Here is a 20,630-nt window from a genome sequence, read left to right on the forward strand (position 1 = left end):
GCCTTCAGGCCTTGCGGGGGCAACGCGGATCGCTGGGCCTTTCCACGGTGACGCATGCGGTCGTGGTGCTCGTCGATGGGCTCGGATTCGAGACCCTCGCGGCGCACCGCGGTCACGCGCGCACTCTCTCGACGCGGCTGGACCGCGATGCGCCCATCGACAGCGGCATTCCGTCGACGACGGCCGCCGCGCTGGCGTCGCTGACGACGGGAACGCGGCCGGGCGAGCACGGGATGGTCGGCTACTCGGTGCTCGATGCCGCCCGCGATCGCGTCGTCAACCAGCTCACCGGATGGGGACCGGACGGCCTCGACCCCGAGCACTGGCAGCGGTCGGCGACCGTGTTCGAGCGCGCGCACGAGTTCGGGGTCGCGTCGGTGGCGATCGGCCGGGAACGGTATCGCGACTCGGGTTTCTCCGCCGCGGTGCTGCGCGGTGCCGACTTCCGCTCGGGCGAGACGATCGAGGATCGTGTCGCGGCCGCCGAGCAGGAGCTTCGCCAGGCGGGGCCGCGTCTGGTCTACCTCTACGTTCCGGAACTGGACGTCGCCGGTCACGCCAAGGGGGTGGCCTCCGCGGAGTGGACGGCCGCACTGGAGACCTTCGACGCGGCGCTCGCGCCCCTGGTGTCCGGCCTCACCGGCTCGCAGGGACTGCTGGTGACCGCAGACCACGGAATGCTCGACATCGCCCCCGAGGCACACCGGATCGTCCCCGCCGAGCTGCTGGCGGGGGTGCGCCACGTGGCGGGCGAGCCGCGCGGGCTGCAGCTGCACCTGGAGGCCGGGATCGACGCGCAGGCGGTGGCGGAGGCATGGCGCGCGAGCGAGGGCACGCGCGCGTGGGTGGCGACGCGCTCGGAGGCGATCGACGCGGGATGGTTCGGCGCGGTCGACCCGGAGGTGCTGCCGCGGCTCGGTGACGTATTCGTGTTCGCGCGGCGGCCGATCGCGTACTACGCGGACCCGGCGGACGGCGGACGGGGCATGGTCGGCCAGCACGGTTCGCTCACGTCGACGGAGCGATCGATTCCGCTGCTGCGCTTCGGCGCCTTCGCGCGCTGACGCCGAGGCGCCGCGGAAGGCTACTCGTCGTCGGGCCGGGCTCCGAAGACGATGTCGTCCCAGCTCGGCATGGAGGCGCGGCCCTTGCGCCCGCTCTTCGGCGCGGCGGGCGGAGCGCTTGGCCCCGGCGCGGCCTTCTTCGCGGGGATGGCCGTCTCGATCGACACCGTCTCCATGGGCACATCGATCACGCGGACGGTTCCGGTGCCGGGACGATCGGCGAGCTGCTCTTCCGGTTCCGGATCCATCGGATCGCGTTCCCCTCGGCGTCGACGCAACGCCTCCAAGAGGTCGGCGGTCTGGCCGTTGTTGCGACTGGCACGCTCGCGCGGCGGAGCCGCGGCAGGTGCCGCCGGCTCCGGCCGATCGGCCGTCGCGCGCGTGCGGGGGGCGGGGGGAATCGCCTCGAGGCGCGGCCCGGAGCCGTCCTCGTCGTGTTCGACGCGGAAGGCTCCGCTGTCGAAGCGCGAGTTGGGTTCGGCGGAGTCGACGTCGTCCGGCGCGACGGCGCGCAGGCGGGGGATCAGGGGTGCGGGCACGTCGCCGTGCTGCGAGAGCGACTCGGCTTCGCGGTTGAGCGGCGAGAGGGCGCCGCGCTTGGGGTCGAAGCCCCAGCGGGCGTCGTGGTCGACGTCGTCGGCGGTGAAGGTCAGCTTGACGATCCAGCCGCCGCCCTGTTCCTTCCAGCTGGCCCAGCGCTCATTGACCGCGCCCGCATCCACGAGTCGACCGCGGATGATGTCGCCGAACTGCGCCGTGTCGGCGGGCTCGGTCTCGCCCGGACCCCGAACGGCCACGGCGAGCGCCGACTGGATCACGTACTCGCGCTCGGCGAGGACGGGGCCTTCGAAGCGTCGGATGTCGTCGAGCGAGGCTCCGGTCACACTGGCGACGTCGTCGGCCGACATTCCGGCGCGGATCTGCGCCTGGATCTCGCGGGGAGAAACCTTGCGGGTGGACGTGCCGCTGCTCGAGGCCTGCCGCAGTCGTGCGTGCAACGCCTCATCGACGGGGACCCGATAGCGGCCGCCGTCATCATCCGCGAGCAGGAGCGCTCCGCTCTCAACTCCGGTGACCTTCAACTCGTGCATGTCGAACGACCTCCAGCCGTCACGATTCACGCACAGGATGCCACGGGATCGCCGGTAATCATGGGAATAACGCGGGCGCGCCGCGAGTTGCACGGGAAGCGCTGAGGCACGGAGAAATGAAGGTTTGCGAATCACGAGCGAATCATGCAGACTGTGCCCGCCGATTTGCACCGACGGCACCCGAGAAATGGAACGAGCATGGCAACCGACTACGACGCCCCGAGGAAGACGGACGAGGAAACCGAGTCCATCCAGGCCCTCCAAGAGCGTGTGCCCGACAAGATGTCGGGAGTCGTGGATGTCGACGATTCCGACAACCCGGGATACGAGCTCAGCGGCCAGGATCTGGCCGACATCGACCTCGACGTCGTGGTGCTTCCGCCGCAGGCGGACGAATTCACCTGCGTCAGCTGCTTCCTGGTGAAGCACCGCTCGCAGGTCGACCACGAGAGCAAGCTCGGTCCGGTCTGCCTGGAGTGCGCCTCATAACAGGCGGCTGAGGCCGCTGCCCGCTAGCGCGTGAGCGCGGTCGCGAGCTCCTCCGGCCGTCGGCTCGACACCAGCCAGTACGGCGTCGGGTCGTTGGGGTCGTCGAGCTCGATCTTCACGACGGGCGAGACCCAGCCGCGCAGCAGCAGCCACGCGCGCGCATCCAGACGCGGTCCGCGTTCGGCGGTGGCCGCGTGATCGCGGTGCGCGTGCGCTCCGGCGACCAGCTCGCGCGCGATGGTCGCGCTGCCGGCCCTCAGCTGCGAGTCGTCGACCTCGATCGTCGGTGTCGCCAGGATCAGCCCCGCGACGATCGCGGCGTAGAAGACGATCGCGGTCACGATCCCGGCGGGAACCGAGATCGGCAGAAAGACGAGCAGGCTCGCGGGGATCACCAGCGCCGAGGCGAGGAACACCCACGCCGAGGGCCAGAGTCGTTCGCGATACGGTGCGGGGGCGGGAGTGCTCGTCATGTCTTTATTCGACCATGGACTAGCCTCGATGCGTGACCGAGTCGATCGAAGTTCTGCTGCGTGCAGCCGCCGAGCCGACCTATGCTCACCCCGGCGACGCCGGTGCCGATCTGACCTCGACGGAGAGCGTCACCATTCCGGCGGGCGAGCGCGTGACGCTCGGAACCGGCGTCTCGATCGCGCTTCCGGACGGGTTCGTCGCGTTCGTCGTTCCGCGCAGCGGCCTGGCGGCCAAACACGGCATCACGATCGTCAACAGCCCCGGCACGGTGGATGCGGGGTACCGGGGCGAGATCCGGGTCACCCTGCTCAACACCGACGCGCGTGAACCGTATTCCGTCTCGGCAGGCGATCGCATCGCCCAGCTGATCGTGATGCCGGTCGTGCGCGCGCGCTTCATTCCGGTCGACGTTCTTCCGGGGAGCGATCGCGGTCAGCGAGGATTCGGCTCGACGGGATACGGTTCCGGCGAGTCCACGACACACACGGGAGATTCTGCGTGAGCGATACCAGCACGGGCGCGACGTCCGCGCCCACCGAGCACCCGAAGTCGGCTCCGGCCGACCGTGAGACGGCGGGCCCCCTCGACGAGAGCGAGGCCAACGCCGTTCGGCCCTATGTCGATCTCGGCGGGGTCAAGATCCTGCCGCGGCCCGAGTTGGCGCTGCGACTCGAGGTGGAGGAGGGCAGCAAGCGCGTTGTGGCGGTTGCGCTGGACTTCGCCGAGTCGACGCTGCAGGTGCAGCCGTTCGCGGCGCCGCGCTCGAGCGGGCTGTGGCACGAGATCCGAGCCCAGATCGCGGATCAGATCCGCAAGCAGGGCGGCTCCGTCGCGGAGGCGAACGGATCGCTCGGCCCCGAGCTTCATGCGCAGATTCCCGCGACCGGCCAGCAGGGCGGGTCGCGCCTGGCGCGCTTCGTCGGCGTTGACGGCCCTCGCTGGTTCCTGCGCGGCGTGATCAGCGGCAAGGCCGCGGTCGACGCCGAGGCCGCGGCGAAGATCGAGGAGCTGTTCCGGAGCGTGGTGGTGGTGCGCGGCACCACGCCGATGCCGCCGCGCGATCTCATTCCGCTGCACGTTCCCGCGTCGGCCCAGGACGCGCGTCCGGGTGGCGCCACGTCATGACCGGTCCTCGTTCCGAGGAGCCCGGTGCCGAGGAGGATGCGCCGCGCGACGCGATGAGTGAGGCGCTGGCGCAGGCGGCGCGGCGCTCGGCCGTCGGCCGCGTCATCCCGGGTGAGGAGCCCACGGGCGCGGCACTCTGGGCCGCGGTGGGCGGCGTGCGCGGAGTCGTCGAGTCGATCCTGCCCGGACTGCTGTTCCTGGTGCTGTTCACCCTGACAGGCGAAGTGGTGCTGTCGGTGCTCGCGCCGGTCGCGGTTGCGCTGGTGTTCATCGGGGTTCGGCTCGTCCGTCGCGAGCCGCTCGGCTCGGCCGTCGCGGGTGCCTTCGGGATCGCCCTGTCGGCCGGCATCGCGCTGTTCACGGGGGAGGCGCGCGACAACTTCGTGGTCGGCTTCTTCATCAACGCTGGAATCACCCTGGCGATGGTGGTGAGTCTGCTGGCGCGCTGGCCGTTCATCGGCGTGATCGTCGGCTTCGCGGTCGGCGACCGGGAGTGGCGCTCGGACAGGGCGAAGTTCCGGGTCGCCGTGGTGGCGACCCTGATCTGGGCGACCTTCCCGCTGGTGCGACTGGCCGTCGAGCTGCCGCTGTATTTCACCGATCAGACCTCGGCTCTGGCGACCGCGAAGCTCCTGCTGGGTGTGCCGCTCTACGCGATCGTGCTCTGGATCACGTGGCTGCTGGTGCGCAGCGTCTGGAGCTTCGGCATGTCGCCGTCGGATTCCGCCGAGAAAACGCGCTAATATATCTTGACGTCGAGATAAATCGGCGCACGTGACCCGGGGCGAGACACTCCGGCGGGGCTTAGGCTTGCCTTGCTGGACGACGCCAGGCGTCGCGAACAGGATGAGTGTGCGGCGAGGAGATCGCTGCGGACGGTAGAGGGAGTCCCACAGTGTCGACGGTCAACAGTTTCAACGCCCGCACTACGTTGAGCGTCGGTGACACCGACTACGAAGTGTTCCGGATCGACACGGTCCCCGGTCACGAGAAGCTTCCGTTCAGTCTCAAGGTGCTGCTCGAGAACCTGCTGCGCACCGAGGACGGCGCCAACGTCACGAAGTCGCAGATCGAGGCGCTCGGCGGCTGGCAGCCCACGGCCGAGCCGGACACCGAGATCCAGTTCACCCCGGCCCGCGTCGTCATGCAGGACTTCACCGGCGTTCCCTGCATCGTCGACCTCGCCACGATGCGCGAGGCGGTCGCCGAGCTCGGGGGAGACCCGAACAAGATCAACCCGCTCGCCCCGGCCGAGCTCGTCATCGACCACTCGGTCATCGCCGACCTCTTCGGCACCGAGAACGCGCTCGAGCGCAACGTCGAGATCGAGTACGAGCGCAACGGCGAGCGCTACCAGTTCCTGCGCTGGGGTCAGACCGCCTTCGACGACTTCAAGGTCGTTCCGCCGGGAACCGGCATCGTCCACCAGGTCAACATCGAGTACCTGGCCCGCGTCACCTTCACCCGTGAGGTCGGCGGCGTGCTGCGCGCCTACCCCGACACGCTCGTCGGCACCGACTCGCACACCACGATGGTCAACGGCCTCGGCGTGCTCGGCTGGGGCGTCGGCGGCATCGAGGCCGAGGCGGCCATGCTTGGCCAGCCCGTCTCGATGCTCATCCCCAAGGTCGTCGGGTTCAAGCTCTCCGGCTCGATCCCGACCGGCGTCACCGCGACCGACGTCGTGCTCACGATCACCCAGATGCTGCGCAAGCACGGCGTCGTCGGCAAGTTTGTCGAGTTCTACGGCGAGGGCGTCGGGGCCGTTCCGCTGGCCAACCGCGCCACGATCGGCAACATGAGTCCCGAGTTCGGCTCGACGGCCGCCATGTTCCCGATCGACGACGTGACGCTCGACTACCTGCGTCTCACCGGCCGCAGCGAGGAGCAGGTGAAGCTCGTCGAGGCCTACTCGAAGCTGCAGAAGCTCTGGCACGACCCCGCGGTCGAGCCCGAGTTCAGCGAGTACCTGGAGCTCGACCTCTCGACCGTCGTGCCGTCGATCGCCGGCCCGAAGCGTCCGCAGGACCGCGTCGAGCTGAGCCACGCCAAGACGCAGTTCGGAGAGGACCTGCTCTCCTACGCGGGCGACGCGCACTCGCGCGTCGACGCCGCCGTCGAGGGAACCTTCCCCGCCTCCGACCCGATCGGCTTCACTGCCCAGGACGAGGACTCGGCGCACGAGTTCTCGCACGTGCACGTGAGCCACGCGCCCGCCTCGGCCTCGAAGCCGACCGCGGTCACGCTGGCCGACGGCCGCGATTTCACCCTCGACCACGGCGCCGTTGCCATCGCGGCGATCACCTCCTGCACGAACACCTCGAACCCGAGCGTCATGCTCGCGGCCGGCCTGCTCGCCCGCAACGCGAACAAGAAGGGCCTGAAGGCCAAGCCGTGGGTCAAGACCACGCTCGCCCCGGGATCCAAGGTCGTCACCGACTACTACGCGAAGGCAGGGCTCACCGACGATCTGGAGGCGCTCGGCTTCTACACCGTCGGCTACGGCTGCACCACCTGCATCGGCAACTCGGGCCCGCTGCTCGACGAGATCTCGGCGGCCATCAACGACAACGACCTCGCCGTCACCGCGGTGCTCTCGGGCAACCGCAACTTCGAGGGTCGCATCAGCCCCGACGTGAAGATGAACTACCTGGCGAGCCCGCCGCTCGTCATCGCCTACGCGCTGGCCGGGTCGATGAACTTCGACTTCGAGACCGACGCGCTCGGCACCGACCAGGACGGCAACGACGTCTTCTTGAAGGACATCTGGCCCGACGCCGCCGAGGTGCAGCAGACGATCGACTCCTCGATCGACACCGAGATGTTCACCCACGAGTACGCGAGCGTGTTCGAGGGCGACGAGCGCTGGCGCTCGCTGCCGACGCCCGACAGCGAGGTGTTCGAGTGGGACGCGCAGTCGACCTACGTGCGGAAGCCCCCGTACTTCGAGGGCATGACGCTCGAGACCACGCCGGTGGCCGATATCGCCGGAGCCCGCGTGCTCGCCAAGCTCGGTGACTCGGTCACGACCGACCACATCTCGCCGGCTGGCTCGATCAAGGCCGACAGCCCCGCGGGCCAGTACCTGCAGGCCAACGGCGTCGACCGCAAGGACTTCAACTCCTACGGATCGCGTCGCGGAAACCACGAGGTGATGATCCGCGGCACCTTCGCGAACATCCGTCTGCGCAACCAGCTGCTCAACGACGTCGAGGGCGGCTACACGCGCGACTTCACCCAGGCCGACGGCCCGCAGTCGTTCATCTACGACGCGAGCACGAACTACCAGGCCGCGGGCACCCCGCTCGTGATCTTCGCCGGCAAGGAGTACGGTTCGGGTTCGAGCCGCGACTGGGCCGCGAAGGGCACCTCGCTGCTCGGCGTTCGCGCCGTCATCGCGGAGAGCTTCGAGCGCATCCACCGCTCCAACCTGATCGGGATGGGCGTCGTGCCGCTGCAGTTCCCGGCCGGCGAGACGGCGGACAGCCTGGGGCTGGACGGAACCGAGGTGGTCAGCATCGCCGGGCTCGAGGAGCTCAACGCGGGCACCACGCCGAAGACGGTCCGCGTGACGGCCGCGCCGAGCGAGCACTCGCCCGCGGGCAAGTCGGTCGTGGAGTTCGACGCGGTGGTTCGCATCGACACCCCCGGTGAAGCCGATTACTACCGCAACGGCGGGATTCTCCAGTACGTGCTGAGGTCGCTCGTCTAGGCTCGACTCATGTCGATTCTCGAGTCCATCCGGTCGCCTCGCGACCTGGACGGTCTGTCGCCGGAGGAGCTCTCGCAGCTCGCTGAGGAGATCCGCCGGTTCCTGGTGTCCGAGGTCTCGAAGACCGGCGGGCACCTCGGTCCGAACCTCGGCGTGGTCGAACTGACGATGGCGATCCATCGCATGTTCGACTCGCCGCGGGACGCGGTGATCTTCGACACGGGCCACCAGAGCTACGTTCACAAGCTGCTCACCGGCCGACAGGACTTCTCGCGACTGCGGCAGAGCGGCGGGCTCGCCGGGTATCCGCAGCGCGCCGAGTCCGAGCACGACATCGTCGAGAGCTCGCACGCGTCGAGCTCGCTCAGTTGGGCGGACGGGATCTCGCGCGCGTTCGCGATGACCGGGCAGACCGACCGCTATGTCGTCGCCGTCGTCGGCGACGGCGCCCTCACCGGCGGCATGACGTGGGAGGCGCTCAACAACATCAGCGACGACAACTCGCGTCGCCTGATCATCGTCGTCAACGACAACGGTCGTTCCTACGCGCCGACGATCGGCGGCATGGCGCGCTTCCTGAGCGGTGTGCGCACCCGACGCGCCTACCGCCGCCTCTACTTCACGAGTCGCGAGCTGTTCAACCACCTCGGTCCGGTCGGCCGTGCCGTCTACCGCGGCACCCGCGGGGCGATCCGCGGCTTCGTCTCGCGCTTCAGCAACAACGAGGCGCTCTACTCGAACCTCGAGATCAAGTACGTCGGCCCGGTCAACGGCCACGATCAACGGGCACTCGAGCAGGCGTTCCGCCAGGCCAAGGAGTACGACGCTCCCGTCATCGTGCACGCGATCACGCAGAAGGGCTGGGGCTACGAGCCCGCCCTGGCCGATGTTGCCGACCAGTTCCACGCCGTCGGGCAGATCGACCCCGAGACGGGGGAGCCGGTGGATGCGGCGAGTCGCCCGTCGTGGACGAGCGTCTTCGCCGACGAGATCGTCGATCTCGCCGATGGAGATGAGCGCATCATCGGCATCACGGCGGCGATGCTTCGCCCGACCGGTCTGCACCGGCTGGCCGAGAAGTACCCGGATCGTGTGCTCGATGTCGGGATCGCCGAGCAGCACGCCGTCGCCAGCGCGGCGGGGCTCGCGTTCGGCGGTCTGCACCCGGTCGTCGCGCTCTACGCGACCTTCGTCAACCGTGCCTTCGACCAGGTGCTCATGGACGTCGCCCTGCACAAGGCGGGCGTGACCTTCGTGCTGGATCGCGCCGGGGTGACCGGGCCCGATGGGGCCAGCCATCACGGCATGTGGGATCTTGCCATCCTGCAGGTCGTTCCGAACATCCGGATCGCGGCGCCTCGTGACGCCAGCCGACTGCGCGAAGAACTCGGCGAGGCGGTCGCGGTGCAGGATGCGCCGACTGTCGTGCGGTTCTCCAAGGGCAGCGTCGGCACCGAGTTCGAAGCCGTGCGCCGCACCAGCGACGGCGTCGACGTGCTGCGCGAGGCGGGTCACCGCGACGTGCTGATCGTGACGGTCGGCCCGATGGCGAAGCTGGGACTGCAGGTGGCTGAGCGGCTCGCCGCGCAGGGCATCGGTGCGACCGTGATCGACCCGCGCTGGGTCGTTCCGGTGCCGACGAGCGTCATCGAGATGGCGGCGACCTACCGCCTCGTGGTGTCGATCGAGGACGGCATTCGGGTCGGCGGTGTCGGCACGCGGATCCGTCAGGACCTCCGGGCCGCCGGCGTCGACACTGCCGTGGACGAGCTGGGGCTTCCCGACGAGTTCCTGGACCACGCCTCGCGCGATGAGATCCTCGAGCAGGTCGGGCTGACCGACCAGCGCATCGCCCGTGACATCGTGGCTCAGGTGCTGGGCACGCGGATCCCCGTCGCACGCCCGCTGCCCGAGGAGCTCACGCTCGGCTCGGATCGGATCGACGCCGAGCGAGAGTAATCCGAGCGTAAATCCGGGAATCATCTGTCGGCTGCTCGGGTTATCGTTGTTGGTGCGCCGCCTGCGCGGGCGCCTTCGGCCGTCTCGGCCCCTTTCCTCTCTCATTCCGGAGTGCTCACGTGACCCACAATTCGCCTGCCGCTGCGACGCCGCAGTCGGGCGTCGAGCCGCTGTCGGCCCAGACGCGCCTCGCCCTCGTGCTGCTTCTGGCAGCGACCTTCGTCGTGTTCCTGAACGAGACGACCATGAGCGTCGCGATCCCCGAGATCATGGACGACCTCGACGTCACACCGGCCCTCGGCCAGTGGTTGACGACGGCCTTCGCCCTCACCATGGCGGTGGTCATCCCGATCACCGGGTGGCTGCTGCAGCGTCTCAACACCCGCCCGGTGTTCATCGTCGCGATGGTGCTGTTCAGCGCCGGCACTCTGCTCGCGGCGATCGCCCCGACCTTCGGGCTGCTCGTCGCGGCGCGCGTCGTTCAGGCCAGTGGGACGGCGATCATGATGCCGCTGATGATGACCAGCGTGCTGAGCCTCGTCCCGATGCAGTCACGCGGTCGCATCATGGGGCGGGTCTCGATCGTCATGTCGATGGCGCCGGCCATCGGCCCGATCGTGGCCGGACTCATTCTCGCGGTCTCCACCTGGCGGGGGATCTTCTGGGTGATGCTCCCGATCGCGCTCGTGATGCTCGGCGTCGGGATCGCGCGCGTGCCCAACGTCTCGGAGCCGCGACGAGCGCCGCTCGACGGCCTCTCGGTGGTCCTGTCGGCCTTCGCGTTCAGTGGGATCGTCTACGGTCTCTCCACTTTCGGCGAGGCGGCGGAGGGCGAGGTGCTGGTTCCGCCGACCGTGCCGCTTGTGATCGGCCTCGTCTTCCTGGCGGCGTTCGTCGCGCGGCAGCTCATGCTCCAGCGGTCCGACCGCCCCCTTCTCGACCTTCGCACGTTCCGATCTCGCACCTTCACCGTGTCGATCTCGATGCTGTCGATTGCCATGGTCGCGCTGTTCGGCATGGTGATCGTGCTGCCGATCTACACGGCGCGCGTGCTGGGACTCGAGGCGGTTCAGACCGGGATGATTCTGCTGCCCGGCGGCCTGATCATGGGGCTCATGGGGCCGCTCGTCGGTCGACTCTACGACCGCGTCGGACCGCGACCGCTCGTGATCCCCGGCGCGGTGATCGTGAGTGCGGTGTTCTGGGGGCTCACCCTGATCTCGACCGACACGCCGGTCGGGCTCCTGGTCGCGGCGCACGTCGCGCTCAGTGTGGGCCTCGCGCTGCTGTTCACGCCGCTGTTCACCTCGGGGCTGGGGGCGCTGCCGCCGCACCTGTACTCCCACGGCAGCGCGACCGTCGCGACGATCCAGCAGGTGGCGGGTGCCGCGGGTGCGGCCCTTTTCATCGCCTTCCTCACGATCGGGACGATCGCGACCGGAGCCCCCGACCCGAACGTCGCCACGCCCGACGAGCTCGCCGTCGGCGTGCGTCTCGCCTTCTTCACGGGGGCGATCGTCTCGCTGGCCCTGATTCCCGCGAGCTTCTTCGTGCGGCGCCCCGCGCGGCCGGAAGTCACCGATGCCGAGCTCGAAGCGGTTGCCCCCGCGGATCACTGAGCACCGAGCGCGTCGCACACCAACGAGAGCGGGCCGCCTCCCAGGGAGACGGCCCGCTCTCGTGGTGACGGCGGTCAGCTGACGCCGGCGACTCGAGGCTCGTGGAATGCGGCGCCGAAGGCTCGCTCGCTCGCCCCGACCCGGTCGAGGTACGGCGTCGCGCCGCCCATCTGGAACGGCCAGCCGGCGCCGAGGATCATGGCCAGGTCGATGTCCTCCGCGGCCGCGACGACACCGTCGTCCAGCATCCGCTTGATCTCGTCGGCCAGGCCGTCCTCCAGCTGAACGCGCAGCTGCTCGGGCGTGAGCGGCTGGGCGTCGGCCGGACGGTGCTTCGCGACGATCGCGAGCGCCTTCTTGTCGTAGCCCTTGGTCTTGCCCTTCGAATCCTTCTCGAAGATCTGACCGTGCTCCGCGAGCTCATGCAGGGCCGCGCTCTCATAGAACCGCTCGGGGAAGGCGGCGTGGTGCGTGTCGAGGACGTGAGCCCCCACCTTCAGGCCGACCAGCTCGAGCAGCACGAACGGATCCATCGGCATCCCGAACGGACGCACCGCCTCCACGACGTCATCGAACGACATGCCCTGCTCGACCGCGTGCATCGCCTCGCCCAGCACCTTCGCCAGCACGCGGTTGACGATGAAGCCGGGGGAGTCAGTCGTGATGATCGCCGTCTTGCGCAGCTTCGCCGCGATCGACATGGCCGTGGCGAGCGACTCCTCATCGGTCTTCGCCGCATTCACCACCTCGATGAGCGGCATGACCGCCACCGGGTTGAAGAAGTGGAATCCGACCAGCCGTTCGGGGTGCGCGAGCTTCGCGCCGATCTCGTCGACGGAGAGCGATGACGTGTTGGTCGCGAGGATTGCTTCGTCGGAGAGGAAGGGCTCGACCTGGGCGAACACCTCCTGCTTCACGCCGACCTCCTCGAACACGGCCTCGATGACCCAGTCGCAGCCGGCGAAGTCGGCCTTGTCGGTCGTGCCGGTCACGAGCGCCCGCAGCTGGTTCGCCTCGTCGGAGCCGATCCGGCCCTTCTCGTGGAGCGCATCGATCTCGCCGCGGATGTAGTCCAGGCCCTTGTCGACGCGCGCCTGATCCAGGTCGGTGATGACCACCGGCACCTGCAGGCGGCGCACGAACAGCAGCGCGAACTGGGAGGCCATGAGCCCCGCGCCGAGCACGCCGACCTTCGTGATGCGCCGCGCCAGCTCCTTCGGAGGGGCGCCTGCGGGCTTCTTGGCGCGCTTCTGCACCAGATTGAAGGCGTAGATCGAGGCGCGGAACTGGTCACCCGCGATCAGCTCGGCCAGCGCGGCGTCCTCCGCCGCGAAACCGGTGGCCTTGTCGGTGTTCTTCGCCGCCTTGAGGAGCTCGAGTGCCCGGTAGGGGCTCTTCGCGACGCGCCCGATGCGACTGGCGAGCGTCTTCTCGGCGATGCCGATCGCGACATCCCACTTGACGGCCCGCTCCAGCTTGCCCGGCTCGTTCGGTCGCTTGACCTTGACCGTGCCGCTGAGGACGCCGTCGGCCCAGCGCAGCGACTCCTCGAGGAACATCGCCGGACCGAACATCGCGTCGGCGATGCCGAGCTCGAACACCTGGGGGCCCTTGAGCATCCGGTTGTTCTTGAGCGGGTTCGAGATGATCACCTCGAGGGCGTTCTCGATGCCGATCAGGTTGGGCAGCAGCCACGCGCCGCCCCAACCCGGAATGAGGCCGAGGAACACCTCGGGAAGCGCGAACGCCGGCACCGAGGAGTCGACCGTCCGGTAGGTCGCATTGAGGCCGATCTCGACCCCGCCGCCGAGGGCGAGGCCGTTGTAGAACACGAAGGACGGGACGCCCAGCTCGCCGAGCTTGCCAAGCACGTGGTGGCCCAGCTGCGCCATCAGCAGCCCCGTCTCGAAATCGGGGATGTCGCCGACCCGCGAGAGGTCAGCACCCGCGGCGAAGATGAACTGCTTGCCGGTGATCGCCACGCCGTGGATCTCTCCGGCGGTGGCGCGCGCGGTCAGCTCATCGAGACGCTCGCCCAGCTCGACGAGCGTCTGTGGCCCGAGGGTGTTCGGGCGCGTGTAGTCGCGGTCGTTGTCGAGCGTGATGAGCGCGAGAGTCTTGCCGCTCGGCAGAGGAACGTCGCGCACGTAGGAGTGCGTGACGACCTCATCGGGGTCGAGCCCCAGGAGCTTGGAGAAGTCGGGGGTCTCGGTCGTCGTCGTCTTGGCCATCCGTCTTACTTCTTTCCGGTGTAGTGCGGGTTCTCCCAGATGACGCTGCCGCCCTGGCCCAGACCGACGCACATCGCGGTGAGGCCGAAGCGGACATCGGGGCGCTCTTCGAACTGGCGGGCGAGCTGGATCATCAGGCGAACGCCCGACGAGGCCAGCGGATGTCCGATCGCGATGGCGCCGCCCCACGGGTTGACGCGCGGGTCCTCGTCGTCGATGCCGAAGTGGTCGAGGAAGGAGAGCACCTGGACCGCGAAGGCCTCGTTGAGCTCGAACAGCCCGATGTCATCGATCGTGAGTCCGGCCTTGCGCAGCGCCTTCTCGGTGCTCGGGATCGGTCCGATGCCCATCACCTCGGGCTCGACGCCCGCGAAGCCGAAGCTCACGAGCTTCATCTTGACCGGCAGGTTGAACTCCGCCGCGGCGTCCGCGCTGGCGATCAGCGACACGGTGGCGCCGTCGGTGAGCGGGGAGGCGTTGCCCGCCGTCACCCGACCGTGCGGCCGGAACGGCGTCTTGAGGCCGGCGAGGCCTTCCATCGTCGTCTCGGGGCGCAGGCCCTCGTCCTTGGTCGCGAGCCCCCAGCCCTCGGAGGTCTTGATGGCGACCGGAATGAGGTCGGGCTGGATCTTGCCCGCGTCGTAGGCGGCGGCGACCTTCTGCTGGCTGGCCATGCCGAACCGGTCCGAGCGCTCCTTCGTGAGCGAGGGGAAACGGTCGTGCAGGCGCTCGGCGGTGATGCCCATGTTGAGGGCGTCCGGCGAGACGAGCTTCTCGGAGAGGAAGCGCGGGTTCGGGTCGGCGTCGAGACCCATCGGGTGACGGCCCATGTGCTCCACGCCGCCGGCGATGGCGAGGTCGTAGGCGCCGAAGGCGATCGCTCCCGCCACGGTGGTGACGGTCGTCATGGCGCCGGCGCACATGCGATCCAGCGCGTAGCCGGGCACCGTGATCGGGAGGCCGGCGAGGATCGCGGCGGTCCGACCGAGCGTGAGCCCCTGGTCGCCCTGCTGCGTGGTCGCGGCGATCGCGACGTCGTCGATGCGATCCTGAGGAACGTTGGGGTTGCGCTCCAGAAGGCCGATCATCGCCTTCACGATCAGGTCATCAGCGCGGGTGCCCCAGTACTGACCCTTTTCGCCGGCTCGGCCGAATGGAGTGCGAACTCCATCTACAAAGACGACTTCTTTTCCGTGGGCCACGATGCCTCCTGAGCGTTCTCGAGCGACCGCGGGCTTTCCGCGGTGGCGCAGACGGGAATAGTCCGAATCTTACGAAGGCCAGACGACTCCGTCGCGTCCTTTGATTCTTCCTACGAATCGCTCTCGGCGCTGGCGGCGGGCTCTTGGGGCGGATCGACAAAGATGTCGGCAATGAGTTGTGCGGTTGCCGCACGCTGCCAGGGTCGCGCTCCGAGCTCCTCGAGGGCTCGATCGATCGTCTCCGCGCTGAGCGGCTCCGGCGGCGTCCACGCCACGCGGCGCACGAAATCAGGGGTCAGCAGGTTCTCGAGCGGGAGCGCCATCGACTGCGCGAGCTCGTCGAGCGCAGGTCGCACCGCCTTGAGCCGCGCGTTGGCCTCGGGGTTGCGGTCGGCCCAGATGCGCGGAGGGGGAAGCTGATCCGAGGGGGGCCGCACCGCGGGCAGATCCTCGGTCGTGCGCCCGGCCTCGATCGCCGCGAACCAGCGGTCGAGCTGGCTCCGGCTCGCGCGACCCGTGAACTCCTTGATCCCCGCCAGCTCCTTCTTCGTCGCGGGCGCGCGGCGTGCGGCGGCGACGAGCGAGGAGTCGGGAACGAGTCGGCCCGGCGCGGTGTCGATCTCCTGCGCGTAGCTATCGCGCGCGATCCAGAGCTCGCGCGCGATGGCGAGAAGGCGGGCGTTGCGCAGCGACTGCACTCCCGACAGCCGGCGCCAGGGCTCGGCGCGTTCGACGACCGGGCGATCGAGCACCGCCTGGAACTCCTGGCGAGCGATCTCGTTCTTGTCGTTCGCGTCGAGGATGGCCGCGATCTCATCGCGCAGGCGGGGGAGAAGCTCGACGTCGAGGGCGGCGTAGACCAGCCAGCTCTGCGGGAGCGGTCTCGTCGACCAGTCGGCCGCGGAGTGCTCCTTGGCGAGGTGGATCCCCAGAAGCTGCTCGACCACCGCGCCGAGACCGACGCGCGGAAGGCCCGCGAGCCGTGCGCCCAGCTCAGTGTCGAAGATGCGGGCGGGGTCGAGCCCCACCTCGCGCAGACAGGGCAGGTCCTGGCTGGCGGCGTGGAGAATCCACTCTTCATCCGCCATGACGGCCGCAAGCTCCGAGAAATCGCCGATCGCCGGCGGATCGAACAGGAACGTCCCGGCGCCGGTGCGGAAGACCTGGATGAGGTACGCGCGCTGCGAGTAGCGGAAACCGGAGGCCCGTTCGGCGTCCACCCCGAACGGGCCGGTGCCCGCCGCCAGCGCCTCGACCGCGGCGAGGTAGTCGTCGCGGGTCTCGATCACGGCGTGGTGAGCGGCCGGAGCGGGCGTCAGGGGTTCAGGGGGAAGTTGATCAGTCACGAGCCATCCGGTGTCGAGGGAAGAGCCCGACGACGTCTGCCGACGGGGGAAGGCCCGCCAGGAGACACAGCAGGTCGCCCCACGCTTCGAGGTGTGCGTCGAAGTCATCGCCGCGCGGTGTCCACGAGGCGCGGATCTCGATCTGCGCACCATCGCCGTGCCCGGCGAGCTCGCCGAAGCCGGTCGACAAGATCTTCGTCGCAGTGCCGGACTCGGCGAGATGTTCAGCGTGACGCGCCGCCAGGGCGTCCACGAGCCAGGACCATGCTACGTCGGCGACGAACGGGTCGAGGCCGATGTCGGTCTCGAGCGGTGCCTGCGCGAAGCAGACGATGCGGAAGGGGCCGCCCCACGCCTCGGGCTCGTCGGGATCGTGAAGCAGGATGAACCGTCCGGTGCCGAGCACTGAGTCGACACCGTGCGAGGACGGGCGCACGTCGGCGGCGAACGCGATGGCCGAGGGGGCAAGACCGGTCGGCGCCGGAATCTCGGTGAGCACGAGCTCTGACCGCACCGTGGCGCTGCGCACGGTCGTCACCGCGGCCTGGAATGCCGCGGGTTCCGTGAGGTCAGACACTGGAGCAGCCACCCCCGCAGACTAGGGTTTAAGTCGACGTGGTGTCACATGCCACGCCGACTCACGAAGCCCCTGGGGGTACGGATGCGTTCGAATTCGCGTGGTGTGACGGCGGGTCGCGTCGCCGCCGTTCTCGGTGTGGGCGCCCTGGCTGTGGTGGGGGCGCTGGCGGTGACCGCGGGAGCGCTGAGCGTCTACGCCGCCCGCACGGTGATCACGCCTCCGTCGCGACGCCCGGATGACATCCCGATCCTGGACGTCGATCTCGCGGACGGCATCATCGTGCTCGGCTCGACCCTGGACTCGCTCCTGCCGGGGGAGTACAGCTTCTGGTTCGCCGGTGACACCGGGCACGCGCGACTCGGGGAGATCGTCGCCACGGGCGCCGGCACGGTCACACGACGCCTCCTGAAGGTCAACTTCGGCGACCTCGAGCGGGCGCGAGCGGGTCGGCTGAGCGGCTGGGTCTACCTCGACCCCGATGAGCTCGGAGTGCGCTCCCGCGACGTGCTGATCGCGACGCCGCTCGGCGACGCGCCCGCCTGGCACGTGCCTGCGACGTGGGACGAGGGCGATCAGCCCGTCTCGAACCGACGCTGGGTGATCCAGGTGCACGGCCGCGCCGTGCGGCGCGCCGAGACCCTGCGTGCCGTCCCGGTGTTCGCCGAGCACGGGTACGACTCGCTGCTCATCTCGTACCGCAATGACGGCGACGCTCCACGCAGCCCCGACCACCGCTACGCGCTGGGCGCTCGCGAGTGGCGCGACGTCGAAGCCGCACTGCGCTACGCGGTCGCGCACGGCGCTCGGGAGATCGTGCTCATGGGGTGGTCGATGGGCGGGGCCACGGTGCTCCAGACTCTGACCCGCTCGGCCTACGCGAAGCACCTTCGCGGCATCGTGCTCGACTCACCGGTGGTGGATTGGCTCGTCACGCTCGACTTCCAGGCGGCGTCGCGGCACCTGCCGAGGATCGTCCGCTTCGGCGTCTTCACTCTGTTCCGTGAACGATGGGGTCGCTTCTTCACCGGGCTCGCCGAGCCGCTCGACTTCGAGCGAATGGACTTCGTCGCGCGCGCTCGTGAGATCAGCGTTCCGGTGCTGCTGCTGCACAGCGACGATGACGGATTCGTGCCCTCGGACGCCTCGCGGGCGCTGGCCGCGATCCGGCCGGATATCGTGCAGCTCGAGGTGTTCGACGTCGCGCGACACACCAAGCTCTGGAACTACGACCGTGCGCGCTGGGAGCGCGTCGTCGGCGCGTGGCTCGGTCGGCTCACGCCGTCGACTTCTCCCGAAGCTGACGCTTGATCCGCGCGAGCATCGCCGTCATCCCGCGCAGACGCAGGGGGCTGACCGCCTCGGTGAGGCCCAGGGTCAGCGGATAGTCGTCGGGCACGGCGAGCACCTCGTCGGCGCTCAGCCCGTCGAGCCCCTGCGCGAGAATCGAGGCGAAGCCGCGGGTCGTCGGCGCCTCGCGCGGAGCGGTGGCGTGCAGGTGCACGCGGGCTGCCTCGTCGACCTCGGTGAAGATGAAGACGGGGGACTGGCACTCCTCGACCCGCTCGAGCAGGTCGGGGTGGTCGACATAGCGCTCGGGAAGCGCGGGCAGCTCCTGGGAGAACTCGAGCAGCAGCTGGAGTCGCTCGCGCTGCTCGATGGCGAGGAACTCGTCTCGGATCTCGTCGAGGGCTCCGCTCACGATGCCGGCACCAGACCGGGCTCGGTGCCCTTCACGATCGGGACGCGCACGGCGCTGCCCCACTCGGTCCAGGAGCCGTCGTAGTTGCGCACGTTCTCGAAGCCCAGCAGGTAGGTGAGCACGAACCAGGTGTGCGCCGAGCGCTCACCGATCCGGCAGTAGGCGATCACGGTGTCGCTCGTGCCGAGTCCCGCCTCGTCGCGGTAGATCGCATCCAGCTCTGCCCGGGTCTTGAAGGTGCCGTCCTCCGCAACGGCCCGCGCCCACGGCACACTCGCCGCGCCCGGGATGTGACCGCCGCGCAGCGCACCCTCCTCGGGGTAGTTCGGCATGTGCGTGCGCTCACCCGAGTACTCCTCGGCCGAGCGGACGTCGATGAGGGGCCGGCCCAGATGAGCGAGGACCTCGTCCTTGAAGGCGCGAACGGTGCTGTCGTCGCGCTCGATCACGGGGTAGTCGGTGCTAGGGCGCTGGGCGCGCTCGGTCGTGTAGGCCCGGTCTTCGGCCTCCCACTTGGCGCGGCCGCCGTCGAGCAGCCGGACGTCGGCGTGCCCGAACAGGGTGAACACCCACATCGCGTAGGCGGCCCACCAGTTGTTCTTGTCGCCGTAGATGACGACCGTGTCGTCGCGGGCGATGCCCTTCTCGCTCAACAGCTTCGCGAATGCCTGCCCGTCGATGTAGTCGCGGGTGACCGGGTCGTTCAGCTCGGTGTGCCAGTCGACTTTGACCGCACCCTCGATATGGCCGGTCTCGTAGAGCAGTACGTCCTCGTCGGACTCGACGACGACGAGCCCCGGTTCGCCGAGGTGCTCGGCGAGCCACGCGGTCGACACGAGGCGTTCCGGGTGGGCGTACTCGGCGAAAGCGGGGGTGGGATCGGGCTGGATCGTCATGAGGTCTCCTGGTGCGGGGGCGGCGCTAGGCTGGGAGCGAACCGCATCATCAACTCTATGCAGTCGCTCGGAGACGCGCCGAGGGCAGGTAAGAGTTCGACACCTTCCTTCGTGAGTGAGGCCCTCTCGATGCCGCCGAGCATTTCGTCGTTGACCGACCGCACGCCGCAGATGAGCGGCGAGGAGCTCGCCGCGTCCCTGGTTCCTCCGCGACAGTTCGAGCAGGCGACGCTCGACAACTACCGGCCCGACCCTGACTTCCCCTCGCAGGCCGAGGCGCTGGAGGCGGCACGGGCATTCGTCGCACCTCGGCAGAGCGCCGGCCTCTTCTCACGCAAGAAGGCGCCCGCTGCCAAGCCGGGCCTCTATCTGGACGGCGGATTCGGTGTCGGCAAGACGCACCTCCTCGCCGCGCTCTGGAAGGTCGCGCCCGGGCGCAAGTACTTCGGCACCTTCATCGAGTACACGGCTCTGGTCGGCGCGCTCGGCTTCGCGGGCGCATCCGCCCTGCTGAAGGGCGCGAGCCTGATCGCCATCGACGAGTTCGAACTCGACGACCCGGGCGACACGATGGTGATGACTCGGCTGCTGGGTGAGCTCGCCGAGGGCGGCACGCGGATCGCGGCGACCTCGAACACGCCGCCCAACGCGCTCGGCGAGGGGCGCTTCGCCGCCGCCGACTTCCTGCGCGAGATCCATGCTCTCTCGGCGCGCTTCGACATCGTCCGCATCGACGGCCTCGACTACCGGCGTCGCGACATCGAAGGCCACGCCCGGACCTTCGAGGCTGCCGACTACGCCGAGGCGCTGGAGCAGGCGCCCGGTGCCGCCACCGATGACGAGTTCGATGCGGTGCTGCGGCATCTGTCGCGGGTGCACCCGTCGCGCTACGTGCGACTGGTCGAGGGTCTCGAGGTCATCGGACTGCGGGACGTGCGCACCCTCCACGACCAGTCGGATGCGCTGCGCTTCGTGGCGCTGGTCGACCGCGTCTATGACGCGCAGGTGCCGATCGTCTCGACGGGAGTGCCGCTGGATCAGGTGTTCGGCGACGAGATGCTCGGCGGCGGGTACCGCAAGAAGTATCTGCGCGCCGTCTCCCGGCTGATCGCGCTCACCACCGGCGCCGACTGAGGCGCCGAG

General features: G+C 69.2%; 18 protein-coding genes. 10 read left to right on the forward strand and 8 right to left on the reverse strand.

Annotated features, from left to right (window positions below):
• Positions 1–62: 62 nt before the first annotated feature.
• The gene (locus ACR3ZA_RS01310; protein ID WP_473659381.1) at positions 63–1,064 is read left to right on the forward strand and encodes an alkaline phosphatase family protein; all 1,002 of its coding nucleotides are present in this window, start codon (positions 63–65) and stop codon (positions 1,062–1,064) included.
• A 20-nt stretch (positions 1,065–1,084) separates the two neighbouring features.
• On the opposite strand, the gene sepH is transcribed toward ACR3ZA_RS01310, so the two are convergent.
• Complete coding sequence (gene sepH / locus ACR3ZA_RS01315) at positions 1,085–2,155, reverse strand: septation protein SepH (RefSeq protein ID WP_473659383.1); 1,071 nt, start codon at positions 2,153–2,155, stop codon at positions 1,085–1,087.
• Positions 2,156–2,353: 198 nt separating this feature from the next.
• Here sepH and ACR3ZA_RS01320 point away from each other — a divergent pair, with 198 nt between their 5' ends.
• Positions 2,354–2,644, forward strand: coding sequence for a DUF4193 domain-containing protein (locus ACR3ZA_RS01320; protein ID WP_294181229.1), 291 nt, complete (start codon positions 2,354–2,356; stop codon positions 2,642–2,644).
• 23 nt (positions 2,645–2,667) lie between these two features.
• Here ACR3ZA_RS01320 and ACR3ZA_RS01325 read toward each other — a convergent pair whose 3' ends face one another.
• Entirely contained in the window at positions 2,668–3,117 is a 450-nt protein-coding gene (locus ACR3ZA_RS01325) for a DUF3093 family protein (RefSeq protein ID WP_473659385.1), read from the reverse strand.
• Between the two features lie 32 nt (positions 3,118–3,149).
• On the opposite strand from ACR3ZA_RS01325, the gene dut reads away from it, so the two are divergent.
• From dut to ACR3ZA_RS01355, 6 genes are all read left to right on the forward strand, one after another.
• Complete coding sequence (gene dut, locus ACR3ZA_RS01330; RefSeq protein ID WP_473659387.1) at positions 3,150–3,620, forward strand: dUTP diphosphatase; 471 nt, start codon at positions 3,150–3,152, stop codon at positions 3,618–3,620.
• On the forward strand, positions 3,617–4,243 hold the full coding sequence (locus ACR3ZA_RS01335) for a DUF3710 domain-containing protein (RefSeq protein WP_473659389.1): 627 nt from the start codon (positions 3,617–3,619) through the stop codon (positions 4,241–4,243). Before dut ends, ACR3ZA_RS01335 begins: the two co-directional genes overlap by 4 nt.
• Positions 4,240–4,986: a DUF3159 domain-containing protein gene (locus tag ACR3ZA_RS01340; RefSeq protein ID WP_473659391.1), complete on the forward strand. Its 747-nt coding sequence runs from the start codon at positions 4,240–4,242 to the stop codon at positions 4,984–4,986. Before ACR3ZA_RS01335 ends, ACR3ZA_RS01340 begins: the two co-directional genes overlap by 4 nt.
• Before the next feature lie 152 nt (positions 4,987–5,138).
• Positions 5,139–7,955, forward strand: a complete 2,817-nt coding sequence (acnA, locus tag ACR3ZA_RS01345; protein WP_473659393.1) for an aconitate hydratase AcnA — start codon at positions 5,139–5,141, stop codon at positions 7,953–7,955.
• Positions 7,956–7,964: 9 nt separating this feature from the next.
• Positions 7,965–9,914, forward strand: a complete 1,950-nt coding sequence (gene dxs, locus ACR3ZA_RS01350; RefSeq protein ID WP_473659395.1) for a 1-deoxy-D-xylulose-5-phosphate synthase — start codon at positions 7,965–7,967, stop codon at positions 9,912–9,914.
• A gap of 119 nt (positions 9,915–10,033) precedes the next feature.
• Entirely contained in the window at positions 10,034–11,533 is a 1,500-nt protein-coding gene (locus tag ACR3ZA_RS01355; protein ID WP_473659397.1) for a DHA2 family efflux MFS transporter permease subunit, read from the forward strand.
• A gap of 74 nt (positions 11,534–11,607) precedes the next feature.
• Here ACR3ZA_RS01355 and ACR3ZA_RS01360 read toward each other — a convergent pair whose 3' ends face one another.
• The 4 genes from ACR3ZA_RS01360 to ACR3ZA_RS01375 form a co-directional block, all read right to left on the reverse strand.
• Positions 11,608–13,764, reverse strand: a complete 2,157-nt coding sequence (locus ACR3ZA_RS01360) for a 3-hydroxyacyl-CoA dehydrogenase NAD-binding domain-containing protein (protein ID WP_473659399.1) — start codon at positions 13,762–13,764, stop codon at positions 11,608–11,610.
• A 5-nt stretch (positions 13,765–13,769) separates the two neighbouring features.
• Positions 13,770–14,966, reverse strand: coding sequence for an acetyl-CoA C-acyltransferase (locus ACR3ZA_RS01365; RefSeq protein WP_473659401.1), 1,197 nt, complete (start codon positions 14,964–14,966; stop codon positions 13,770–13,772).
• A 110-nt stretch (positions 14,967–15,076) separates the two neighbouring features.
• A complete protein-coding gene (locus ACR3ZA_RS01370) occupies positions 15,077–16,312 on the reverse strand; it encodes an HRDC domain-containing protein (protein WP_473659404.1) in 1,236 nt (411 codons plus the stop codon).
• Positions 16,305–16,901, reverse strand: coding sequence for a DUF3000 family protein (locus ACR3ZA_RS01375; protein WP_473659406.1), 597 nt, complete (start codon positions 16,899–16,901; stop codon positions 16,305–16,307). Before ACR3ZA_RS01375 ends, ACR3ZA_RS01370 begins: the two co-directional genes overlap by 8 nt.
• A gap of 93 nt (positions 16,902–16,994) precedes the next feature.
• On the opposite strand from ACR3ZA_RS01375, the gene ACR3ZA_RS01380 reads away from it, so the two are divergent.
• Positions 16,995–18,200: an alpha/beta fold hydrolase gene (locus ACR3ZA_RS01380; protein ID WP_473659408.1), complete on the forward strand. Its 1,206-nt coding sequence runs from the start codon at positions 16,995–16,997 to the stop codon at positions 18,198–18,200.
• Here the strand turns inward: ACR3ZA_RS01380 and ACR3ZA_RS01385 are convergent.
• Together ACR3ZA_RS01385 and ACR3ZA_RS01390 are read right to left on the reverse strand one after the other, a co-directional pair.
• On the reverse strand, positions 18,166–18,591 hold the full coding sequence (locus tag ACR3ZA_RS01385; RefSeq protein WP_473659410.1) for a SufE family protein: 426 nt from the start codon (positions 18,589–18,591) through the stop codon (positions 18,166–18,168). The genes ACR3ZA_RS01380 and ACR3ZA_RS01385 overlap by 35 nt on opposite strands.
• Positions 18,588–19,487 carry a rhodanese-like domain-containing protein gene (locus tag ACR3ZA_RS01390; protein WP_473659412.1) on the reverse strand — a complete coding sequence of 300 codons (900 nt, stop codon included), beginning with the start codon at positions 19,485–19,487 and terminating at the stop codon, positions 18,588–18,590. Before ACR3ZA_RS01390 ends, ACR3ZA_RS01385 begins: the two co-directional genes overlap by 4 nt.
• A gap of 129 nt (positions 19,488–19,616) precedes the next feature.
• Here ACR3ZA_RS01390 and zapE point away from each other — a divergent pair, with 129 nt between their 5' ends.
• Positions 19,617–20,621, forward strand: a complete 1,005-nt coding sequence (gene zapE, locus ACR3ZA_RS01395; protein WP_473659414.1) for a cell division protein ZapE — start codon at positions 19,617–19,619, stop codon at positions 20,619–20,621.
• Positions 20,622–20,630 lie beyond the last annotated feature (9 nt).

The organism is Herbiconiux sp. J20-20 (assembly GCF_057365085.1).